This window comes from Hymenobacter koreensis (assembly GCF_039541855.1).
GTDB lineage: Bacteria > Bacteroidota > Bacteroidia > Cytophagales > Hymenobacteraceae > Solirubrum > Solirubrum koreensis.
The window spans coordinates 297823-320393 of record NZ_BAABHA010000010.1 but is presented as its reverse complement, the minus strand read 5'-3'; the positions used below and the strand labels follow the sequence as shown (position 1 = coordinate 320393).

The 22571-nt window shown below is 57.5% G+C and carries 20 protein-coding genes and 1 tRNA gene; 6 read left to right on the top strand and 15 right to left on the bottom strand.

Going from position 1 to position 22571, the window contains the following annotated elements:
• Positions 1-224: 224 nt before the first annotated feature.
• The 5 genes from ABD903_RS15310 to ABD903_RS15290 all read right to left on the bottom strand — a co-directional run bounded on the left by ABD903_RS15310 (position 225) and on the right by ABD903_RS15290 (position 6411).
• On the bottom strand, positions 225-1355 hold the full coding sequence (locus ABD903_RS15310; RefSeq protein ID WP_345225697.1) for a tetratricopeptide repeat protein: 1131 nt from the start codon (positions 1353-1355) through the stop codon (positions 225-227).
• 65 nt (positions 1356-1420) lie between these two features.
• Positions 1421-4009, bottom strand: coding sequence for a DNA gyrase subunit A (gyrA, locus tag ABD903_RS15305; RefSeq protein ID WP_345225695.1), 2589 nt, complete (start codon positions 4007-4009; stop codon positions 1421-1423).
• Positions 4010-4119: 110 nt separating this feature from the next.
• Positions 4120-4365 (bottom strand): hypothetical protein, encoded by a 246-nt coding sequence (locus ABD903_RS15300; RefSeq protein WP_345225693.1) that lies wholly within the window; start codon positions 4363-4365, stop codon positions 4120-4122.
• A 35-nt stretch (positions 4366-4400) separates the two neighbouring features.
• Positions 4401-5087 (bottom strand): HD domain-containing protein, encoded by a 687-nt coding sequence (locus ABD903_RS15295; protein ID WP_345225691.1) that lies wholly within the window; start codon positions 5085-5087, stop codon positions 4401-4403.
• Positions 5088-5244: 157 nt separating this feature from the next.
• A complete protein-coding gene (locus ABD903_RS15290; RefSeq protein ID WP_345225690.1) occupies positions 5245-6411 on the bottom strand; it encodes a hypothetical protein in 1167 nt (388 codons plus the stop codon).
• A gap of 193 nt (positions 6412-6604) precedes the next feature.
• On the opposite strand from ABD903_RS15290, the gene ABD903_RS15285 reads away from it, so the two are divergent.
• Positions 6605-7705: a porin gene (locus tag ABD903_RS15285; RefSeq protein ID WP_345225688.1), complete on the top strand. Its 1101-nt coding sequence runs from the start codon at positions 6605-6607 to the stop codon at positions 7703-7705.
• Between the two features lie 99 nt (positions 7706-7804).
• Here the strand turns inward: ABD903_RS15285 and ABD903_RS15280 are convergent.
• The 5 genes from ABD903_RS15280 to ABD903_RS15260 form a co-directional block, all read right to left on the bottom strand.
• Positions 7805-7877, bottom strand: a tRNA-Thr gene (locus ABD903_RS15280).
• 625 nt (positions 7878-8502) lie between these two features.
• Positions 8503-8874 (bottom strand): RES family NAD+ phosphorylase, encoded by a 372-nt coding sequence (locus ABD903_RS15275; protein WP_345225685.1) that lies wholly within the window; start codon positions 8872-8874, stop codon positions 8503-8505.
• Positions 8875-8885: 11 nt separating this feature from the next.
• On the bottom strand, positions 8886-9338 hold the full coding sequence (parS, locus tag ABD903_RS15270) for a type II RES/Xre toxin-antitoxin system antitoxin (RefSeq protein WP_345225683.1): 453 nt from the start codon (positions 9336-9338) through the stop codon (positions 8886-8888).
• A gap of 174 nt (positions 9339-9512) precedes the next feature.
• Positions 9513-11966: a DUF349 domain-containing protein gene (locus tag ABD903_RS15265; RefSeq protein WP_345225681.1), complete on the bottom strand. Its 2454-nt coding sequence runs from the start codon at positions 11964-11966 to the stop codon at positions 9513-9515.
• A 53-nt stretch (positions 11967-12019) separates the two neighbouring features.
• On the bottom strand, positions 12020-12586 hold the full coding sequence (locus ABD903_RS15260) for a YqgE/AlgH family protein (RefSeq protein WP_345225679.1): 567 nt from the start codon (positions 12584-12586) through the stop codon (positions 12020-12022).
• A 238-nt stretch (positions 12587-12824) separates the two neighbouring features.
• Here ABD903_RS15260 and ABD903_RS15255 point away from each other — a divergent pair, with 238 nt between their 5' ends.
• From ABD903_RS15255 to ABD903_RS15235, 5 genes are all read left to right on the top strand, one after another.
• Complete coding sequence (locus ABD903_RS15255; protein WP_345225677.1) at positions 12825-14732, top strand: DUF6311 domain-containing protein; 1908 nt, start codon at positions 12825-12827, stop codon at positions 14730-14732.
• Between the two features lie 36 nt (positions 14733-14768).
• Positions 14769-15419, top strand: coding sequence for a pyridoxamine 5'-phosphate oxidase (pdxH, locus tag ABD903_RS15250; RefSeq protein ID WP_345225675.1), 651 nt, complete (start codon positions 14769-14771; stop codon positions 15417-15419).
• Between the two features lie 112 nt (positions 15420-15531).
• The gene (locus tag ABD903_RS15245) at positions 15532-16848 is read left to right on the top strand and encodes a DUF1015 domain-containing protein (RefSeq protein WP_345225673.1); all 1317 of its coding nucleotides are present in this window, start codon (positions 15532-15534) and stop codon (positions 16846-16848) included.
• A complete protein-coding gene (locus ABD903_RS15240) occupies positions 16823-17407 on the top strand; it encodes a Maf-like protein (RefSeq protein WP_345225671.1) in 585 nt (194 codons plus the stop codon). Before ABD903_RS15245 ends, ABD903_RS15240 begins: the two co-directional genes overlap by 26 nt.
• Complete coding sequence (locus tag ABD903_RS15235; protein WP_345225670.1) at positions 17408-17782, top strand: DUF3592 domain-containing protein; 375 nt, start codon at positions 17408-17410, stop codon at positions 17780-17782.
• Between the two features lie 104 nt (positions 17783-17886).
• On the opposite strand, the gene ABD903_RS15230 is transcribed toward ABD903_RS15235, so the two are convergent.
• From ABD903_RS15230 to ABD903_RS15210, 5 genes are all read right to left on the bottom strand, one after another.
• The gene (locus ABD903_RS15230) at positions 17887-19581 is read right to left on the bottom strand and encodes a catalase (RefSeq protein ID WP_425555512.1); all 1695 of its coding nucleotides are present in this window, start codon (positions 19579-19581) and stop codon (positions 17887-17889) included.
• A gap of 159 nt (positions 19582-19740) precedes the next feature.
• Positions 19741-20904: an MFS transporter gene (locus ABD903_RS15225; RefSeq protein ID WP_345225666.1), complete on the bottom strand. Its 1164-nt coding sequence runs from the start codon at positions 20902-20904 to the stop codon at positions 19741-19743.
• Positions 20905-21188: 284 nt separating this feature from the next.
• Positions 21189-21455 (bottom strand): hypothetical protein, encoded by a 267-nt coding sequence (locus ABD903_RS15220; protein WP_345225665.1) that lies wholly within the window; start codon positions 21453-21455, stop codon positions 21189-21191.
• 281 nt (positions 21456-21736) lie between these two features.
• Positions 21737-22165 (bottom strand): EamA family transporter, encoded by a 429-nt coding sequence (locus ABD903_RS15215; RefSeq protein ID WP_345225663.1) that lies wholly within the window; start codon positions 22163-22165, stop codon positions 21737-21739.
• Position 22166: 1 nt separating this feature from the next.
• Positions 22167-22562: a DUF4259 domain-containing protein gene (locus ABD903_RS15210; protein WP_345225661.1), complete on the bottom strand. Its 396-nt coding sequence runs from the start codon at positions 22560-22562 to the stop codon at positions 22167-22169.
• Positions 22563-22571: the final 9 nt, after the last annotated feature.

The window sequence follows — 22571 nt, the reverse complement described above, 5'->3', positions numbered from 1 at the left end:
CAAGTCAACAGTAAGGATTAAACTCATTCAGCAGAAACTCATCACGATGATTGACCTAACTAAATGAAATTCTACAAACCAGATGAATATTAATTTCAAAGCATAAACAACAAATAAACAACGAGCCAAGCCAAACGTAGATTTTTGTTATATAATTTATATTATGTTAAGTAATGTTCTTTAAAAGCGGGCCACCTCGTTAGGTGGCCCGCTTTTGTATCCTCCTACTTCGACTGAGCAGCTAAGCGTTCAGCATCTGCTTTACGACCTACACTAGTGTAAGCTTTCTGCAATGCCGAAGACACAGCCTTTTCTTTCGGATTGAGTTGGATGGCGGTTTCGAAATACGGAATGGCTTGTTCCATAAATTTCTTACCGTCGCCTTCCATCTTTTTACCCTTGGCCTGATAAGTCTTCAAGTCCATCTTATTGACGGCCTTATAAATTTCAGCGCCTTTGTTAAAGTAGTACACACCCAGGTTGTACTGCGAATCGAAGTTCTTAGGATCCAACTCAACGGCCTTCTTGTGCGCAGCTAATGCCAGTTCAGGCTGCTTGCTTTGCTCATACACTGAGCCCAGCACCGAATACAGGTTTGAGTTATTGGGGTCCGCAGCAATTACCTTCTGAATCTTGTCGATGGCCTCGGTACCGCGTCCCGAGCTCAGCGTCATGTTCAGGTCTTCCAGCAAAAAGACTTTGTTGTTCGGGTATGCGGCTAAGGCTTGCTGCACCACTTTTGCAGCTTCAGCTTCGTTCTTTTCCTGACGGGCCATTTGCAGCAAGCGGTTGTACATCTGCGGCGACTTGTAGTTGATGGCCATCAACTTATTGTAGTTCTCCCTCGCTTGCCCGTAATCCTGCTTTGCTTCCGATGCAAATGCAGCGTACAGCAAGGCAGTGGTGTCTTGCGGACGAATTTGATTGGCCATTTTGTAGGAAGCCAACGCCTCGTCGTACTTCTGGGCGTTGTAGCTTTCTACACCAGCGTTGAGCGCAATGCCATAGAAATTATCCATGCGCTGCGCGGCCTGCTTTCCATAGTCGCTGTCTTTTCCTTCCAGCGCAATGGCTTTTTGATACGACTCAAACGCGATTTTCGAACCGTCTGTATCCCCTAACGACTTTTTGTAAATAGGGCTTTGCGCCATGGCTTCGTAAATCTCGCCGCGGGTGTACCACGTCTTGGCCTTTTCCGAAGTCTTGGGATTAGCTATTGCCTTATCAATTTCTACACGGGCTTTGTCCAGGGTGCCATTCTTTTGCATGATAATGGCATTGGTAACGGCAGAGTTCTGCGCCATGGCGCCCTGTAGAACTAGCGCCGCTGCGAGGGTCAGAAAAATCTTCTTCATGGAGTTGTTGAGGAAGGGAAACAAAAAAGAAGTCGCTTCCCAAACGGGGAAGCGACCTACATGGTTCAGGAAATGCTTAACTCATCATCGGTGCCCGAAGTGGCATCAGACGAGGCTGCAGAGGCGGTTGCGCCTCCCTCCTCTTGGCTGTCTTCAGTTGCCACCAACACGCCTTCGCCGGCGTCGGAATCCATCAGCTCGAGCTCTTTGTCATCGGCAGCTACTTTCGCTACCGACGAAATTTCGTCGCCCTCGCTGATTTTAATCAGGCGCACACCTTGCGTGGCACGGCCAATAGAACGCACATCGGCAACGTGCATGCGGATGGTGATGCCCGAACGATTGATAATCATCAGGTCATCGTCGTCGGCTACGTCCTTAATCGACACCAGTGCCCCGGTTTTGTCGGTCACTTTAAGGGTGCTTACACCCTTGGCGCCGCGGTTGGTAATGCGGTAGTCGTCGATGGGGCTGCGCTTGCCGTATCCGTTCTCGGATACAACGAGCAACTCCTTTTGCGGATCGGCTAGGCAAACCATACCCACCACGCGGTCTTTGCCGTCATCGGCCAACGTGATACCACGCACACCGGCGGCGGTACGGCCCATTGGACGTACGTTGGCTTCGTTGAAGCGTACGGCTCGCCCGTTGCTGGAGGCCAAAATAACCTCGCTGGTACCCGTCGTCAGCTGCACGTCGAGCAAACGGTCGCCTTCGTTGATGGTAATGGCGTTGATACCGGCGGCACGGGGACGCGAGTACGCTTCGAGGGTCGTTTTCTTTACCGTGCCCTGCTCGGTGCAGAACATCAAGTAGTTGTTTTGAGCGTAATCCGGGTCGCGCAGGTCGCGTACGTTCAGCACGGAGCGTACGGGGTCGGTAGCCAGGTCGGGAATCAGGTTCTGGATGGGGCGGCCTTTGGCAGCCTTCCCTCCCTCTGGTAACTCGTAGGCCTTAATCCAGTACAAACGGCCGCCTTCGGTGAAGAGCAGCAGGAAGTCGTGGGTGGAGGCAACGAACAGATGCGACGTAAAGTCCGACTCCTTGGTAGAAGCTCCCTTTGCACCGGTACCGCCGCGACCCTGGGCCCGGTATTCGTCGAGCGAGGTACGCTTGATGTAGCCTTCGTTCGAAATGGTAATAACCATCGACTCCTCGGCAATCAGCGACTCAAAATCAATGTCGCCACCGGCGTACTCGATTTCCGTGCGGCGGGCGTCGCCGTACCGCTCCCGAATTTCGATTAGCTCGTCTTTGATGATCTGACGCTGCAGCACCGGCGAATCGAGTACCGAGTTCAGGTAATCGATGAGCTTCATGAGTTCGTTGTACTCGTTCACGATCTTGTCGCGCTCCAGGCCGGTGAGGCGCTGCAGACGCATATCCAAGATGGCGCGGGCCTGCACGTCGCTGAGCGTAAACCGCTCAATAAGCTGCGTGCGGGCCAGCTCCGGGTCGCGGGAGCCGCGGATGATGGCAATTACCTCATCCAAGTGGTCGAGGGCAATCAGCAGGCCTTCGAGGATGTGGGCGCGCTTTTTGGCTTCGGCCAGCTCAAACCGGGTGCGTCGCACGATAACATCGCCGCGGTGCTCCACGAAGTGATGGATCAGGTCGTAGAGGTTGAGCGTCATGGGGCGGCCTTTCACCAAGGCCACGTTGTTCACGCCGAAGGTACTTTGCAGCTGGGTGTACTTGAACAGGTTGTTCAAGACTACCTGCGGCACGGCGTCGCGCTTCAGATCGTACACCACACGCATACCGTCGCGGTCCGACTCATCGCGCAAGTCGGAAATACCCTCGATGCGCTTCTCGTTGATGAGCTCCGCCGTACGGGTAATCATGGCCGCTTTGTTGACCATGTAGGGAATCTCGGTCACCACGATTTGCTCCTTACCGGTAGCTGTGGTTTCGTAGTGCGTTTTGGCGCGCATTACGATACGGCCGCGGCCGGTTTCCAGCGCCTGGCGGACGCCTTCGTAGCCGTAAATAATGCCGCCTGTGGGGAAGTCAGGAGCCTTTACGTACTCCATGAGCTCCTGAATGGTAATCTGATCGTTATCGAGGTAGGCAATGATGCCGTCCACTACTTCGGTCAGGTTGTGCGGAGCCATGTTGGTGGCCATACCCACGGCAATGCCGGAGGAACCGTTTACCAACAGGTTGGGAAACTTGGCGGGCATCACCGACGGCTCTTCCAGGGAGTCATCGAAGTTTGCCTGAAAGTCTACCGTGTCCTTGTCCAGGTCGCCCAGCATTTCGTCGGCCAAGCGCTTGAGGCGGGCTTCGGTGTAACGCATAGCGGCCGGCGAGTCGCCGTCGATGGAACCGAAGTTGCCCTGCCCGTCGACGAGCGGGTAGCGCAGGCTCCAGTCCTGGGCCATGCGCACCATGGTGTCATACACGGAGGAGTCGCCGTGCGGGTGGTATTTGCCCAGCACTTCGCCCACGATACGGGCGCTTTTCTTATGGGCTTTGTTGTAGGATACGCCCAACTCGCTCATGCCGTAAAGCACGCGGCGGTGCACGGGCTTCAAGCCGTCGCGCACGTCGGGCAGGGCGCGGGAAATAATAACGGACATCGAATAGTCGATATACGCACCGCGCATCTCGTCTTCGATGTTGATGGAAATGATCTTTTCGCCTTCAGCCATGATCAAAACTATGGGTTGCCAATGTTACAAAACGCAGTTGACAAGCCTGGTTGGAAACTCGTGTTTAAGCTGGCAAGATACCCAAAAAAGGCCTTTTTTCCTAGCAGGAATCAAGGTTTGGGCTTCGAACGATTGTTGTGCATTTTGCCGTTTGGCTGGCCGTGCACTTTGATTTTCTCGCCTATTTCGGGGTTCTGTTTTTTAAACAGCGGCTGGCCCCGGTACTTATTGCCGTTGTGGAAATGAACCTTGCGTACGCGGCAGGAATCCATGGGGCACGTTCGGCAGCTGCTGATGGCCACGGCCATTACCAAGAATGGTAACCAGCGGCGCAGCTTGTAGAACTCAAACTTCATAAACAAAACAACGCAAAAAAGGCCATATACGTGCCCTATACTGGCTCGACCGGCGGTAAATCTTCTCCCGACCATTCCCGCAGGAACTGCGCCAGAAAATGCTCCAAAAAGGCCTGGCGCGACACGGCCGCGCTGCGGGCGGCGGGCGTGTTCAACCGCTCGTGCAGGTGCAACAGCTTCTCGTAGAAATGATTGATGGTGGGCGCGGTGTTGGTTTTATATGCTTCGAAGGAATCATGCTGCACGGGCGGAATGGCCGGATCGTGCAGCGGCCGACCTTTGTGGCCGCCATACGCGAAGGCACGAGCCACGCCAATGGCCCCGATGGCATCCAGCCGATCGGCATCCTGCACCAGCTCCCCCTCTACGGTGCTCATGGGCGTGGCTACGCCAAGTCCCTTAAAGCTGATTTCACGGATGATGGCTTCCACCCGCTGAATAGCCTCCTCCTCCACATGCAGGCTGGTTAGCCAGGTCCGGGCCGCGCGAGGACCGGCTTCTTCGTCGCCGCCGTGAAATTTCCAGTCGGCTACGTCGTGCAACAGCGCTCCTAGCTCGGCTACGTAAACATTAGCGCCGGTGGTATCGTGCGCTAAGGCACGGGTGGTCTGCCACACCCGGCGGATATGCTCCCAGTCGTGGCCGGAGCCTTCACCCAGGAATTTCTCGCGCACGAAAGCGGCGGTTTGGTCAATGATGTGCTGTTTTGAAGGCTCCAACATGTCGGGTATAGCGGTGAATGATAAGGCAACGCGGCGACCCGACGTTGCTTTGGCAACTGCAAAGCAACGCATCCGCTCCGACTTCGCCTTGCATAAACGCCGCGGGCCGGTTCCGCAATGGAACCGGCCCGCGAGTTGCCAAGGCTGATGAATAAGCTTACCCAATTAAGGGTGCCCGCTTGAACTCCTTGGTACGGTCGAACAAATACCGGTACGTGGCGTGGGTACGCCAAATCCTGGCGCCCACTTGCTCGGCCACCCGCATCATTTTGGGGTTGAAGTCGCCGATCCAGTTCATGATAAAGTCGTCGTACTTGACCTTGCTCTTGTTCTGCAAAACTTTAGAAGAAGCGAGAACAAAAGCAGCTTCTACGCCCTTTCGCTGATGGGCAGGCGCAATACCAAAGGCAATTCCCGTGAACGTTTTAGCAGCCCCACGCCAGCGGTGGAAGGCAAATTTGAGCTTACCCCACCAGTCGAGCTTGCCGTTTACGTAGCGGAACAACTCGTTCAGCTCCGGCAGCGCAATCAAAAACCCGATGGGCTCGTCGCGGTAATACCCGAACCAGCAGATTTTCTCTTCCAGCACCGGCCGTAGCTTCTTCATGATGCTTTTGGCCTGCTCAACACTCATTTCCTTCACCCCCACGTGGTTTACCCACGCCTTGTTGTACACCTGCCGAAAATCCTCGGTGTACTTATCCAGCTGCTTGAGACGCAGGTGCTCGAAGCGGTATTCCGTACCGGTAAACAACCGCTGCACCCGTTCCTGGTATTCGGGGTCCAGCGGCTCGGCCACTTTCCGGAAATACGTGTACTGATTGAAGTACACTTGAAAACCGTAGGTTTCAAACAACCGCTGGTAATACGGCGGGTTGTAGTTCACGGCGTACGTAGGCGGCCCGAAATTATCAATAAGCAAACCCCACCACTGGTCCCGGTCGCCGAAGTTAATGGGGCCGTCCATGGCCTCCATGCCCCGGGCAGCCAGCCAGTCCCGGCAGGCATCGAGCAGTACGTTGGCGGCGTCCTGGCTATCGATGCACTCGAAGAACCCCATGCCACCGGTGGGCTGGTCGAAGGTTTTAGCGGTGCGGTTGTTGATGAACGCAGCTACCCGGCCAATGGTGCTGCCCTGCGCATCCTGCAGCAACCAGCGCGCCAGCTCGCCATGACGAAAGAACTTGTTTTTCTTGCGGTCGAACACCTGTTCAACGTCCTGATCGAGCGGGCGGATGTAATTGGGGTCGTTGCGGTAAAGCCGCACCGGAAATTCAATGAACTCGCGGGCCAGTTCCGGCGAATTAACTTCAACAAGCTGCATAGGCGCAGAACAAAGGATCAGAAAGCAAGGCGAAAAGAGGCGCTAAGGTAGCCACAACAAAGCCATGGCAGTATCTGCGCCCGAAACCCGCTTGCATGGCCGTGGTCCGGCCATGCAAGCGTAAACGCGCAGGCAGCGTACTATTGCGCAAGCCGGGCGTTTGCAAACACCCGCGCCACGTTATCCTCGCGTTATGAAAAGACTCTTAATGGTCGGCCTTGTGCTGGCAGCTGCCCCTGCGGCCTGGCCGCAAGCACCCGCAGCTGCTGATTCAGCCGCGGCCAGTAAGTCTCTTGCCGTGTATGGCTGCGTAGACGGCTACTTCGGCTACGACTTTCGCCAACCCAATACGCACACGCGGCCCGGCTTCCTCTACTCCCACAACCGGCACAACCAGTTCACCGTGAACCAAGCCCTGCTGGGCCTCCGCTACGACAACGACCGGGTGCGCGGCGCCGCAGGCCTGCACGCCGGCACTTACCCGGCCGCCAATTACGCTGCTGAGAAACCCGTGTTCAGGCACATCTTTGAGGCCTACGCTGGGTTCCGGCCCTTCCGCAAAATCTGGCTCGACGCGGGCATTTTCACCTCCCACATCGGTTTCGAGTCGGCCATCAGCAAAGACAACTGGACGCTTACCCGCTCGCTGATGGCCGAAAACTCGCCTTATTACGAATCCGGGGTTCGCGTTACGTACGAAGTTGATCCGAAGCTGACACTTACCGGCCTTGTATTGAACGGGTGGCAAATCATTGGCGAAAACAACCAGGCCAAAGCCCTGGGCACACAACTGCAGTGGCAGGCCACCGATAAGTTACTGCTCAACAGCAGCTCGTTTTACGGCAACGAGCAGCCCGCCAGCCAACCCCGGCGGCGTCGTTATTTCCACGACTTTTTTGCCCGCTACACCGCCTCCGAGCAGCTCAGCGTGGCTCTGGTTTTTGACGTGGGCAAGCAGGAGCACGAGCAACGCGGTGAAAAAGCCGACACCTGGCACACCGGCGCGGCCTTTGTGCGCTACCAATTCACCGGGCAATGGGCCGCAGCCGCCCGTGCCGAGTACTACCACGCCGACCGCGGCGTTGTGGTTCAGTCGTTGTCGCCCAATGCGAGCCACAACCACTTTACGGTGCACGGTGCCTCACTTAACCTTGATTACACTCCCACATCCCACGTATTCGTGCGCCTGGAAGGGCGCTTGCTTAACGCCCGGCGCGACATCTTTTCCCACTCGAACAACCGCCTTGCCAATGATTATGGCAACCTCACCTCCAGCATTGCGCTGTCGTTCTAGTTGCCTGATAAACCCTGGCAAGCCGATTTCAAAACGCAAGTGGGTAGAAAAGCCAAAGACCCCGTGAACAAATATTCACGGGGTCTTTTGTCAAATATGAGCCCCCAGCCGGGATCGAACCAGCGACCTACTGATTACAAGTCAGTTGCTCTACCAGCTGAGCTATGGAGGCGTATTTGGTGCTGCAAACCTACGACACCCGTTTCAAAATCCCAAAGGTTGCCGCTACTTGATCGAGCAAAAGTTATCCTAACAGTACCCTTCCCGTACTCATTGCAATTTTGTCACAAACAAGATGCTTCCTACACGGCAAAGCCCGACATAAAGCATTTCAAGCCCGTTTTACAGTTGCCGCCCACCTTATTCATTAAAACACAAGCGTCACAGGCGACAAGCATTCTTCCTGTGAACAGCCCGACCGTAGCCTGAAATTTGAGGAATCAATAGGCTTTCTCATGACTCCCTCTTCTTCACTTGCACTTATTGCCATGGCCTTGGTGCTATCGGCACCTTCGGTAACAGCTAGTACACCGTCTGTTTCCCCAAAAGGCAGGTAGCATTTACCGATAGTCCCAATTCATACCGTATGAATTGGCCCACCCATTCGGCATTAGCCCGTTGTTATTGCTGCGAATGGCTCAATAAATGTGCTTACTAATGCCTATCGGCTTGTAAAAGCCGGTGTATGTTAGCCGCTGCCTACCTGGAAGATGACTGATTGGCTTTCAGTCGAGGATCAAATTCGTGTGGGGTTATGGCTACCACTTCTAAGCGGACGTGCTCGGGGTGCAAGGGGTTCAGCAGTAGTTCCACTCTCCTAACGAGTGCGCAGAAGGCACCCGCATCAGCCAGTACTTGCCTTCTTCCACCCATTGCCGGGTAATTAGGGCCAGTTCCTGCGGGTATGGCAACGCGGCCCAATTAACGGGCAATTCTTCCGCCCGCACGGTCTTTACCGGCGCATCGTCGGGCACTTCCAGCTCCAGCAAGGCGTAATTGCGCGGCAATACCGGTGAATTAGCCAGTGCCTCCAGTTTAGCCAACGAGAGGTGCTCCGAAGTATACAAAATGCGGGTGCCCTGCTCGTGCCAGCGGCCAGAGGCATATAGCCCGCCCGTACCACTGATATCGGCAATGTATTGGCCCTTCGCCAGCCTAAAAAGCCGCATGACCGCCGTGCTTACGAGTAGATGCCGTACTGAATGCGCAACAGGATTTCGCGCACCTGCTCGCGCCCAATGGACGACCCCAGCAACTCCTTCGGCTCAATGCCGCCCAGCGCTACGTTGGGCGTTTCCAGCCAGTGCCGGAAATCTTCTTCGTCTTCGAACACGCTGATGCCTTTGGCCATAACGCTCGAAAGCTGAATGGCTTTTTCGCCTTCGTCGCGCGTGAGGGCACGCTTGGTTTGCTGCCGACGCTGCAGCGTGCTTTCCGACACGTCGAGAAACTCGCTGATTTCCTTGTTCGAAAACTGCATGCGGCGCTGCAAAGCCCGCAACGATTGAATGGACAAGCCGCGGGCAGCCAGGGCCAGCAAGTCCAGCTCGTTGTGCACGGCTTGCCGTACCAGCGAGCTTCCGCCCAGTAATTCGACCACTTTGGCTACCGGAGTTGTGTGTGCTTGCAGCATTTGACTATTTTAAAACCGTCATTTGACGACAATATACGAGAGAACTAAAAACCGGGGTTAAATGATTCCTGATAGCCCTCCAATATATCCCCGCTATCCATACATAAACCCATTGAAAAAGCCCCGTACCAGTTACGGCACGGGGCTTTCAAGCAATCAGGCATCGAGTGTAAACTAGCTGCGAATGATACGCAGCTGGCGCTTCATGCGTTCGATGCGCACCTTGGTTTCGTCGATACGACCTTGGTATTCTTCTCGCAACTGGCCGGCGTTCTTCGAACGAGCGAAGAAATCGAGGTTGGTTTGAAGCGTAGCAATGTCGTTTTCCAGCTCGTTTATCTCGCGACGCAGGGTTTGCTCTTTGCGGTAAAGCAACTGCTGGGCATCGGGATTGGCCTTCATGCGCTGCACTTGCAGCTGGAACGCCTGCTCCTCGCGCTCGGTGTACGAAAGGCCGGGAATGGCATCGATGTACTTGGTGGCCAAGCCCAGGAATTTCTCCTCGGCCTGGGCGCTGCCGCGGCGGTTTCCCTGGCCGTCGAACTGCGTCCACTCCTGCACCATGGCTTGGAGACCTTCTGCAGTGCCGGGGTTTTCGACTGATAAACCGGCCACCTGCTCGGCAAAACGGTCGAGGTAAGCCGACTGCTCGGCTGAAGCTTGCTGCACCTGCTGCTCGCGGTGGCGTACTTCCTGGTTCTTGCGCTCAAAGAAAGCGTCGCAGGCAGTGCGGAAGCGGTGCCAGATTTTATCCGACTGCTTCTCGGGCACGCGGCCGACGAGCTTCCACTCCTTCTGGACCCGGATAACCGTTTCGCGGCCTTCTTCCCAATTCGGATTTTCGAGCGCGGCTTCGGCCTGCTCGCAGAGGGCTATTTTCTGCTTAAGATTGTTCGACTTTTCTTCGTCGAGGGCTTTGAAGAACTGGTTTTTGTGCTGGAAGAATCCTTTGTAGGCGGCCCAGAACTGCTTGTTCATGCTCTCGGCCTGGCTGCGCGGCACGAGGCCGGCGCTGTCCCACTGCTCCTTGAGAGTTTGCAGTTCGTCGGTTTTAGCACGCCACTCGTTCACGCGCTCGGTCTTGAATTCCCCGAACGGCAGAATCTGGGTCAGGATTTCCTGCTTACGGGCCAAGTTGGCGTTTTCCTGGGCCGAGCGAGCATCGAGGAAGGTGCGCTTCCGGTCGTGTACTTTCTCGGAGGCTTGCAGGAACCGCTGCCACAGCGGCTCGCGCATTTCGTTGGGCACGGGGCCGACAGTCTTCCATTCCTCGTGCAGCTGCCGCAACTCCTGCAACGCCTTGTTAATGCTCGACTGGCCTACCAAAGCCTCGGCGCGCTGAATCAGGGCTTCCTTGGCTTCCTGATTACGGCGGCGGTCCAGCTCCTTCATTTCGAAGAATAGGCCACGGTTGTTGTAGTAAATATCGAGCAGAGCGTGGTAGGAATTCCACAGCTCCTGGGCCTGCGCTTGAGGCACCGGGCCGGTAGCTTTCCAGTCGGCCTGCAGGGTTTTGATGCGGGCCGAGGAATCCTTGGTTTCAGCCGACTCAACCAGCAGCCGCAGCTGGGAAAGCAGATGCTGCTTGTGCAACAGGTTTTTGGCGCGTTGCTCGTCTTCCTGGCGGGCATCGCGCACGCGGGCGTCGCGGTAATCCTGCACGGCTTTGCTCACATCGGCGTAGCCTTCGGGGCCGGCAAAGTTGAATGCTTCGGCGTCGTTTCCTTCCTGCACGAAGCGCTGCCGGGCAGCCTGGCGTTCCGAGTTGATGTTTTGCTCGTAAACGCGGTGCAGATCGGCAATCTGCTTGCGGTTCTGGCGGGCATCCTGGCGCTGCAAAAGGCTCAGCAAGTAAGCGCCCTGCGCCGTTACATCGAGGGTGGCAAAATCGGGAGCCGGCGTTTCGGGCACGTATTCCTCTTCGTCCTCGTGCGCAGCCGCAGCGGCCTGATTGACTGCCTGGGCTTGGGGCGCATCGGTAGAGCCACCGGGCTGCACTTCGCCGGGTGTTTCCAGAGCAGCTTGGGGAACGTGTGATGCGGAAACACCCGCATCTTCAGCGGCATGGGCCGCTTCGGAAGCCGATTCGTTATTTGAAGTGGGCAATGCGGCCAGCGGCTCGGGTGCCGTTTCGATGTCGGCAGCTTGGTGCAGCTCGTGGGCGGGCAACGTAACAGCCAAGGGTTCGGCTTCTGACGGTGCAGACTGGGCGTCGGCAGATGTCGCAGTGGCTTCGGGCGAAGTCATGGTGATGTGTACCGGCTGAATTTCGCCGGGAGCTTCGGCAGCCAAGGCACTTTGCACACCTTCGTTGGCGGTTCCGTAGTGCAGCTCGGCACGAACCATGGGCTCAGATGCGACTGGCTCAGTAGCCTCGGTGGGCGCGGCGGCCGGCAAATCGGCAGCGGAGGGAACGGCCATGCCTACCTCGGCAGGCTGGGGCACTACGGGAGTTTCGGCAGGTTGCGTGGGCGCTGGTGTAGCGGATTGCGACTCAGCTGCGGCAGCGGGCGCATCAGCTTGCTTCGTGCGCGCAATTTCGGCCAGCCGACGCTCCAGAATGCTCATCGGCGATTCTTCGTTGGCGTCGGGTTGGTTGGGGGCGGTGTTCTCGTTCTCGGGTTGCATGGCTGCTCAGCATAAAGAGCCCGGCGCAAGCAGGCCGGGCCAACGGAGGGAAACTAATTCAAACGGGGGTCGACGGGGTAGTTGGATAGTACCCGGAAACGGCCGCCTTTTTCGCGCAAAATGGCCTGCCAAAAGGCATCGGTAGTCAAAGTAAACACTTTCCCGGCAGCATTAGGATGTACTATCCAGGTATTTTCCTGCACTTCGCCTGCCAGCTGGCCGGCCGTCCAGCCAGAATAGCCTACATACAATCGTAGGTCGTCTTCGGTTAACTCGCCGCTGGCTACCAGGCCTAGTAGAACGTCGAAATCCCCGCCCCAGTATACATCCTGGCCCAGGGGTTCGGCATTGGGGATATCGGCGCGGCGGTGCAGGTAGTGCAAGGTATCGGGCTGAACGGGGCCGCCCACATGCAGGGTAAGGCCGGCAGCGGGATGGTCTTCGCCCTCGGGCAAGCTCAATGCATCGCCCAACGCTACTGTTGTGGGGCGGTTAAGCAGAAGACCGAAAGAACCGTCTTCCTCATCGTGGCGGCACAGCAGCACCACCGACCGCTCGAAGTTGGGGTCGCCCAGAAAGGGTTGCGAAATCAGCAGGCTGCCGCTACGTAGCTGGGGCATATGGTGGGCTAGCTGGAAGTGAAAAACAAGGATACGGACGCACAGCGGTGCTGCAAAGATGCGCGGCAGTGCGTAGCGCGCAAGGAATCGTGGGAGTTAATGTTACGTTGGCCCCCGGAAAATAGGTTCCCTCAAACATCCTTGCCACACACGAACCGGCAACGCTGCCCCCCTTCAACTGCTGTGTGCCTGAACTGGTTTTTTAGCCAGATATTTGACCCTGGCTTTACCCCTAAATATGACTACTTTCTTTAAACGCTTACGCGAAAGACTGACTAGCAACACTGCGGTAGGATTAATTGGGGTAACCCTGCAACTGGCTTTGGTGCTATATGTTTTTCGGGCCTTGATTTTTAACCCCGGAGACTACCTGATCATAGATCATTACGACGGTATCAAAAGCTACTTCTCTATGGAAAGCTTTTTGCGGCAGCCATTGAGCAAAGGCATGGTGGTATACGGGCACAATTATCCGTTTGGGGAGTACATGTATTACACCGACAGTGCGCCGCTGCTTATCCAGCTTGTGCACCTGCTGGTGCGCTTGGTACCGGCCTTGGCGCCGTATGGTTTATACTTGTTCGACTTGGTTACGCTGGGCGGTTTACTGCTGAGCACCTTCCTTTTACACCGGATTTTCCGGCCCTGGCAGCTGCCAGCAGGGCTGCACGTACTTGCCGCGGTGGCCTTGCCCTGGATTTCTCCCCAAACGCTTCGGTTGCAGGTAGGGCACATGAGCCTGGCGTACGCCCCCGCCATTCTGGTTGGGGTGTGGCTACTACAGGAAACGTACCTGCGCCGCACCGCGGGGCTGCCCTACCGCAAATGGCTGGTGATGTTTGGCGTGAGTATGGCAGCAGCTGCCTACTGGCATTTTTACTACCTGGCCATTCTGGGGGCCTTCGCCGGCTTTTTCTTCCTGGTCTGGACCGTTGAAAACCTCCACGACCGAAAACCGTGGGTTTCCCTCCTGCGCGATTTCGCGTTGGTTTTCGGGCTGGCGGTGGTGGCAACGGGTGGGTCGTTGCTCTTGCTTGACGGCAACCACGCCTTGCGTGATGCCGGCAGCGGGGGGTACGACTGGATTGAGTGGAAATTGCAGTTCCGCGGCTTTATTCAGGCTCCCGTGTACAACAAGCTGCGCTTTTTACTTGATCCGACTCAGGCGGTTCCCTACGAGTCCAACGCCTACCTGGGCGCCTTTGTGCTCTACACCTTACTGGCGATGCTGGTCCTGTACTTCGTGAAACGCCTTCCCAATATTCCGATCCGACTGACGGTGCCCGGCCGTTTCCTGCTGCTGCTGCTGCTGGCCAGCGTGCCGCTGGTTTTCATGGCTTTGGGCGAGAAATACGAGCTGGACGGCGGGGCTTATATGTTAAACAACTACCTCAACCCCCTGTATTGGCTGCGCAAAGTCACCGAGCGCGTAACGCAGTTTCGGGCCCTGGGCCGCTACGTATGGCCATTTTGGTGGGCCGTGAATCTTTTCCTGGTTTGGCTGATGGGCCAGTGGTGGACCGCTTCCCGCACAAGCCCCGCCAAATGGTTGAGCCTGGCGCTGCCCCTGTTGTTGGTGCCCGATGTGGTGGCCGCCGCGCGCTTTTACAAAGAATACACCCAGCGTCCCAACCTACTTACCCACGAACCCACTCGGGCTGCTATGCAGGAGTTTGTAGGCTGGGTTGACACCAAGCCCTACCAGGCCATTCTGCCTCTTCCTTTCACCTACACCGGCAGCGACAACCAGTACACGCTGGACGCCGACGAGCCCCACCTGCACCGGACCTTCCAGCTTTCCATGATTACCAACCTGCCGCTGATGAGCCACAAGGCCGCACGCACCCCCGCGCAGCAGGCGCAGCAGCTCTTCAGCATATTTCGCCCGGAGGGGATGGACCCTGCGCTGCTTGCCCGCCTCGACGAGCGGCCCATCCTGGTATATCTGGATACCACTTACTTCGACGGGCGTAACAATTACTACCGTGATTGGCTCAAGAACCACCCCGATTTACAGCTCATGCAGGAAACCTTTGAGCGAAACGATGATTTCATACGCGAGCAACAGCTGGAGCTGCTGCACCGCAACGGCGCGCTTTCGCTTTACGCGTGGTATCCCAAGCGACAAAAAAGCGTGGCTCGTTAACTTGGTTGTACCGCATTGCTCTTTTCTCTCTCCCCTATGCAAGACCAGTCGTTAGCCGACCTGCGCAAAACCTACGCCCAACACGAACTCAGCGAAGCCGCCGCCGATACCGACGCCATTCGGCAGTTCCGCCGCTGGCTCGACGAAGCGCTGCAAGCTCAGCTTGACGAGCCTACCGCCATGACCGTATCTACGGTGGGGCCCGACGGACAACCCTCGGCCCGCATTGTGTTGCTGAAAGGTCTGCCCGACGATGCCGGCTTTCTGTTCTACACCAATTACGATTCGCGTAAAGGGCAGGAATTAGCCACTTTGCCCAAAGCAGCCATTACCTTTTTCTGGCCGGGCCTGGAACGGCAGGTGCGTATGGAAGGCAGCGTGGAAAAAGCGCCGGAAAACCTCTCGACGGAATACTTCCAAAGCCGCCCGCGCAGCAGCCAAATCGGGGCCTGGGCCTCGCCGCAAAGCCAGACCATAACGAACCGAGAAGAGCTGGAACAACGCGAGCAGGAAATAGCCGCCCGGTTTGCCGGGCAAGATCCGTTGCCGCGCCCACCGCACTGGGGCGGCTACGTGGTTCGGCCGCACCGCATGGAGTTCTGGCAAGGCCGCCCCTCCCGCCTGCACGACCGGCTGCTGTACGAAAAAACGGCCACGGGCTGGCAGCGCAGCCGCTTGGCGCCGTGAAGAGTGTGGGGTAATTTTTAGCTTGCGCCGCCATTAGGCTGATTTCGGTTGGCCTTCCCTCCTTTCTGCCCGACGTTAACGCGTCGGCGCAAGCCTCAGCTTACGCTCTTACATGGCCGAAATTCAACCCATTCGGGCCTGGCGCTACAACGCTGGCCTAAGCCAACGCATTGATGAGTACGTGTCGCCGCTGTTCGACGTGGTGTCGGCGAAACAGCGGGAATTGCTGTACCAGAATCCGCTGAACAGCATCCATCTTTCGGTGCCGCGTGGCGACGATGCAGCCGGTGAGGCCCTGCGCCGGCTTACCGAATGGCAGCAGTCGGGCGTGGTGGAGCAAGATGCATTGGCGGGCATTTACGTGTACTACCAATACTTCCGCCTGGCCGGCAGTCAGCGTGAATACTGCCGAAAAGGCTTCATGTGCCATATTCGGGCCTACGATTGGGCGGAGAAGGTAGTACTGCGCCACGAAAACACGCTGCCCACGGCCGTAAACGACCGCGCCGAGCTGCTGGCCCGCACGCAGTTTCAGACCAGCGCCACCCACGGCCTGTACCGCGACGAGGACTTCGAGCTGGAACGCTACTGCGACGAAGCCATTCTGGATCCGCTCTGCCAAACCGAGGAAGACTACCAGGGTGCCCGCGACGTGCTGGCCGTTATTCAGGACGCTACCGTCATTCGGCGCTTTCAGGAGGTGCTCAGCCAGCGGCAGGTAATTCTGGCCGATGGCCACCACCGTTATGAAGGCTCCCTGGCCTATCGGCAGGCCCGCATGGCCGCCGAGCCCAACCACAACGGGCACGAACCGTGGCACTACCACCTCATGTACCTGACCAACGCGGCGGCCGACGACTTGCGCATTCTGCCCACGCACCGCCTGCTGCTGGAGCTGCCAGGAAACATTACCGATGCGGAACTGCTGGAACGCCTCGGCCAGTGGTTTACCGTAACCTCCCGCGAAGACGCCTTTGCTCTGCCCGAAATCATTGCCGGCAAGCCCTGGGCATTTGGCCTGTACCTGGGCGGGCAGCCCTACAAACTGCGCCTGAAGCCGGAAGTACACGATCAGCTGGCTTGGGACACCACCCCCGAAGTAAAAGCCCTGGACCTAACAGTGCTGCATTACTTCGTGCTGGAACGTGTACTGGGCATAGTAGGCCCCGATGCGCAGCGGCAATGGTCGGGCATTACGTACGTGCGTAATTTCCCCGAGTGCCTGCAGCGTGTGGACTCGGGCGAGGCCCGCGCCGCCATCATCACCAACGAAGTAACCATGGACGAAGTGGAGCGCGTGTGCCAGTCGGGCGCCGTGATGCCGCCCAAATCCACGTTCTTCTACCCTAAAACCCTCGGCGGTTTGCTTTTCACCAGCATCCGCGACGACGAACCCGTGCCGTATGCCCCGTTTAATCCTGGCCTCTAACTCCCCGCGCCGCCGTCAACTCCTCGCCGACTTAGGTTTGCCCTACGAAGTGCGCCTCAAGGACGTAGACGAAAGTTACCCCGCCCACCTGAAAGGGGCCGAAGTAGCCGAGTTTCTGGCCGCACACAAAGCCAGCGCCTACCGCGACGAACTGGTACCTGGCGACGTGCTGCTGACTGCCGACACCATTGTGTGCCTGGACGAGTACATCCTGAACAAGCCCACCGACGAGGAAGATGCCGTGCGCATGCTGCTGCAACTGCAAGGCCGCGCCCACGACGTATTTACCGGCGTGTGTCTGCTCACCGGCGAAGGCAAACGGGTAGTATTCTCCGATCAAACCCGGGTGTACTTCCGCACCCTTAGCGAAACCGACATCCGCTACTACGTGCAGCACTACCGCCCGCTCGACAAAGCCGGCGCGTACGGCGCGCAGGACTGGATTGGGTTGGTGGCCGTAACGCGTCTGGAAGGCTCGTACTTTAACGTAATGGGTCTGCCAGTGCACCGCGTGTACACCGAATTGGAAAAGCTGGGCTTTGGGGTTGTAAACCAGTAAATGACTTATCTGATTGGAAGCATCCTTTTAGGCATTTGGGGATGGATAGCTTGGCGGATACTGTACCTGCGTTTGAAAGGGCGAAGTACCGTCGGAACAGTAGTAAAGTTGATCAAAGACGACACCGGGGATGGAACGGTGTATTTTCCAGTAATAGCTTTTGACACTGCGGAAGGCCTCCACATAGAAGCAAAATCAGTGCATGGAACGGAAGAAGCAGGCGGCTACTTCTGCATAGGTGATAAAGTCAACGTTATTTACTCACCGAACAATCCGCAACTTTTTGCCATAAAGGGTTACGATTCTGCCGCGTTGGTATTCCTTACCATTCTGACCATCGCATTCGCAGCCATTGCGTGGCAAGTAGTGGATTAGGTATTCGTTGGCCGAATGCGACACATTTCGTTACATAGTGCATGACACAGAAAGGGCCAGCGGAATATCCGCCGGCCCTTTCTGTTTTTAAATATGATCAGTACTTAGTAAGGCTTGGCTTCGTGGCCTCGTGCTTCGGCTTGCTCCACGGCCTGTTCCTGTTTCTGCTGGTTGTACTGATTCCCGCCTTCGGCCTGCTTACCATTGTTGGCTTTCTGCAGACCTTCGGCCACGCGGCGGCCCCAGTCCGGGTCGCAGTTGGTGCACAGCTCGATCATCTTGTCTTGAATCACCTTGTTGGCATCTGTCAGGGCACCTACCATGTTGCTGATGAGGTCGTCTCGTTCCCAGTCTTCGTGCAGGCGGTACCGCTCGCCGGCCTGCTTGAAGTTGTTCTGCCGGTCGATGGTCTGGCGAATCAGGCGGCCGGTGTATTGCGGCATGTGGTCGGGGGCGCTGCGAGGGGCTTCCTTCAGGCCGTTCAGGCTGCTCGGCTCGTAGTTCACGTGGTTGTTCTGGCCAGGAGCCGCATCCACGTGGTAGGCCATTTGGCCGTCGCGCTGGTTGGTGGCCACGTGCTTTTTGGGAGCGTTAATGGGCAGCTGCAGGTAGTTGGTGCCCACGCGGTACCGCTGCGTATCGGAGTACGAGAACGTGCGTCCCTGCAGCATCTTGTCATCGGAAAAGTCGAGGCCATCGACCAATACGCCGGTACCGAAAGCCACTTGCTCCACCTCGGCGAAGTAGTTCTCGGGGTTACGGTTCAGCGTCATCTTGCCCACGGGCAGGAACGGAAACTGGTCCTGGGGCCAAATCTTGGTATCGTCGAGCGGGTCGAAATCCAACTCCGGGTGCTCGTCGTCGCTCATGATCTGCACGCACAGCTCCCACTCGGGGAAGTTGCCGGCCTTGATGTTCTCGAACAGGTCCTGGGTAGCGTGGTTGAAGTTCTTGGCCTGAATAGCTTCGGCTTCGGCCGCGGTCAGGTTTTTAATGCCCTGCAACGGCTCCCAGTGGTATTTCACCAGCACGGCCTCGCCCTGTGCGTTTACCCACTTGTAGGTATTCACGCCCGAACCCTGCATTTGACGGTAGTTAGCGGGAATGCCCCAGGGCGAGAACAGGAAGGCGACCATGTGCATGGCCTCCGGCGTGTTGCTGATGAAGTCGAAAATACGCTCGCCGGTTTGCCGGTTGTGTACCGGATCGGGTTTCTGGGAGTGAATGAGGTCGGGGAACTTCATGGCGTCGCGGATGAAGAACACCTTCAGGTTGTTGCCCACCAAGTCCCAGTTGCCGTCTTCGGTGTAAAACTTTACCGCAAAACCGCGCGGGTCGCGCAGGGTTTCGGGCGAGTGGCCGCCGTGCCCTACCGTGCTGAAACGCACGAAAACGGGCGTTTGCTTGCCTTTTTCCTGAAACAGTTTAGCGCGGGTGTACTTGGCAATGGGCTCGTTGCCTACCGTACCGTAGGCCTCGAATACACCGTGGGCACCAGCGCCACGGGCGTGCACCACGCGCTCGGGCACCCGCTCCCGGTCGAAGTGGCTGATTTTTTCAATGAAGGCATAGTTTTCCAGCGTCGCCGGGCCACGGTTGCCTACCGTGCGAATGTTCTGGTTGTTGGAGAGCGGGTGGCCTTGGCGGGTGGTCAGGGTTTGGGCGTCTTCGCCCGCGGCTGTGCGCTGATCATGCGAAGAACCGCTACCTGTTACGGCCGTACCAGTGCCATCGGCAGCACTGTGGCCGTTGCCGTTTTGATGGCCGTTGTGGCCGTTCTGAGGCTGCTCGGGAGTCATAGGCATTTGGGGTTTAAGGGTAGGAGTTTACTAACGACAAGATATCCATTCTGTTTCCTTCCGGAGAATAATTCTCCAGAAGGAATTTCTCCCATTCCCATTTCCACTCATAATCAAGCCATACCAAAACCCCACATTTTTTAACCCGGTTCACCGGCCCTATCTTAATTTAGCACGCGTGGCAACGGCCGCCACACACAAACCCATTACCGCAATCAGGGCAAACGAAAACCGCAGGCTGGTGGCCCCGGCCACCAAGCCGATAACGGGCGGCCCGATCAGAAAACCCAGAAACCCGATGGTCGACACGGCCGCCAAAGCCATGCCGGCCGGCATTACCTCCGATTTACCCGCCGCGCTGTACACCAGCGGCACCACCGACGACGTTCCGAAACCCACCAGCATAAAGCCCAGCAAGGCCGTGCCCAGCGTGGGAAATAGCACTGCCACCAGCAAGCCAGTTGCCGTGAGCAGCCCGCTGCACTGAATAACTCTTTTCGGCCCCAGGCGCGCCGTTAGCCAATCGGCGCCGAAGCGGCCCAGGGCCATGGTGCTCATGAAGGCGGTGTAGCCCGCACCCACCCAGGCTTTTTCGGCCCGCACCACTTTCTGAAAGTACACGCCGCTCCAATCGAACATGGCGCCTTCGCAAATGAGGGCACAGAAGGCAATGGCACCGAGCCCCAGCAGGGTGCGGTCGGGTAGTACGAAGGCAGGCTGCTCACCGGCATCGTCGGAAACCGAGTGGGGCAGCAAAGCGCCGTAGCTGATTAGACCGCCGGCCAGCACCAGCCCGGCAATGAGCAGAAAGTGCAGCTGCGGCAACACCTGCCAACCAATCATGGCCGTGCCGACGGCCGCGCCGGTAAAGCCAGCTAAGCTCCACATGCCATGAAACGAGGCCATGATGGGCTTGCCGTACAGCGCCTCCACTCCCACTGCTTGGGTGTTGATGGAAATATTCATCAGGTTGCTGGCAAAGCCGAAGAGCACCATGCAGGGCAATAGCTGCCATGGCTGCTGAGCCCAACCCAAACCCACCAGCGAACTGCTGTACAGCAACACGCCCGCTACAGCCGTCCGTTGGCTGCCAAAACGGTGTATCAGCCACCCCGTGAGCGGCAACGACGGCAGCTGGCCCAACGGCAACGCCAGCAACACAAGGCCCAGCGTGGCATCGGAGAAGCCCATGCGCTGCTGAATGGCGGGAATTCGCGAGGCCCAGCTCGCAAAAATCAACCCTTGCAAGAAAAACCAAGCCGACACGGCCCAGCGGTGGGTGCGGTTAACGGCCGGGGCCGAGGCAGTGGTAGCAGAAATCATAAGCAACCCTCTTTACCGAAGCTGATCAGCAGCTCGGCTTATCGTACCATCTTGGGTGGGCGTTACCAGCACGCCTTACCGCGCAAAGCAAGCCCGAGGGGAGCGGCTTGCTGATCGGGGCTAAGGTACGGCGCGCCACCAAGTCGGTTACAGCCAAGCTGGTGACGGAGGTAAAAAAGCATCGGCTCTTACGCCCAGAGCACTTACAAAGGGGTTGCCAGGGAGTACGCCTGAAGACGAGCGGCCAAGAAGAGCGCAGCGCTGACCTGATGCGCCGGTGGAGTTTACCGCGGAGCTGAGTCGGCGTAAGCGCGTACCAAACGCCCGAGGGCCCGCACAACGGAGGCTTGTGCGGTTTCGGACGTGTTAGCTCCCGATCCATTATTCACCCGGGTAAGCAGCCACCTAGCTGCCCACGGCTGCCCAAGCTGCACGGCAGGCTTCACCTGCAGCACATTTGCGGCAGAGCCGACACCGAAGCCGGCAGAACCTCCACCCAACAGACCGGCCGCCACCACCAGCCCGCAACACAGCCATTGCACGTTTTTCATGGTATTAACCGGAAAGCCCGCTACAACCTCGGCCGACCAGAACGGGCCGGAAGTGCTTCCCGGGCCTTCTTTCGGCATTCCTCAGCAGCCCAGACTTTAGGGTGCTAACGAACAGAGCAAAGGAGCAGCACCAAGCAGCGGGGCACAATCGCATAAGCATGTTGTGGGCATCGCACATGCATGTGGCACTGGCCCACGCCATACAGGAAGCTGCTTAACGCACCGGGGCCCGTCCAGCTTTACTGAACGGGCCCCGCAGTAACGTGCAAATGTGCCTGAACTCAATGGCCGCGGGCCAACAGCGCAATACCGCCCACCACCAATAGCAGGCCCAGGAGTTGCGAAACCGTAAGCGCCTCGCGCAGCACCACCATGCCTAGTATGGCCGTCAGCAGTACCGAACCACCCACGATAACCGGCGTGCCCACCGACGATGAAACCCCGCGACTAAACACCACAAACGTGAGAATTTCGGCCAGCCCCACGCCCACACCGGCCAAGGCCGCCAGCCACAACCCTTTACTGGTTACGGGCAGTGGCTGGCCTTGCAGCTTCAGTTTCAGCAGCCACACGGCACCCAGGACCGCAGCCACCAGCTGCAACACCACGGCGCCTACCGCTGCCTGCACATGACTGGAGGCCAACTTGATGAAGAAGTTATACAGCGCCAGGCTGAAAGCCGTGAGCAGCGCCAGAGCCAGCCAATGCATCTTATTTAAGTCGCGCCAGCAGATCCTGCTGCAGCTGCTGCCAGTTGGCGTAATCATCGGTTTCAGAGCGCATTTCCTGCAGCTCCGATTTTTTCACCACCGCTTCTACTGCTTCAATGGCTAGGTCGCGGAGGTCTTCGCTTTCGGAAGCGTCCAACTTCAGAATAACGGGAATAAGGTCGGCAGGAAAATCTTTGGCCGGCTTACCCAAAATAGCAGCCACAATTTCGGCGGCAGCCAATGCTTCGCTGGCTTCATCGACTTCGAGGTAGCCTTCCTCTTCGGAAGCCGTAGCCAGTGCTTCGTAGAGCATGGCCTCGGTGTGGTTGTCGCGAAAGTCGCCGGCGAAATCGGCCGCGGCGTCGTTGTCGAAGTTAAAGTAGCCCCAGGCGCCCATGTGTGGAAG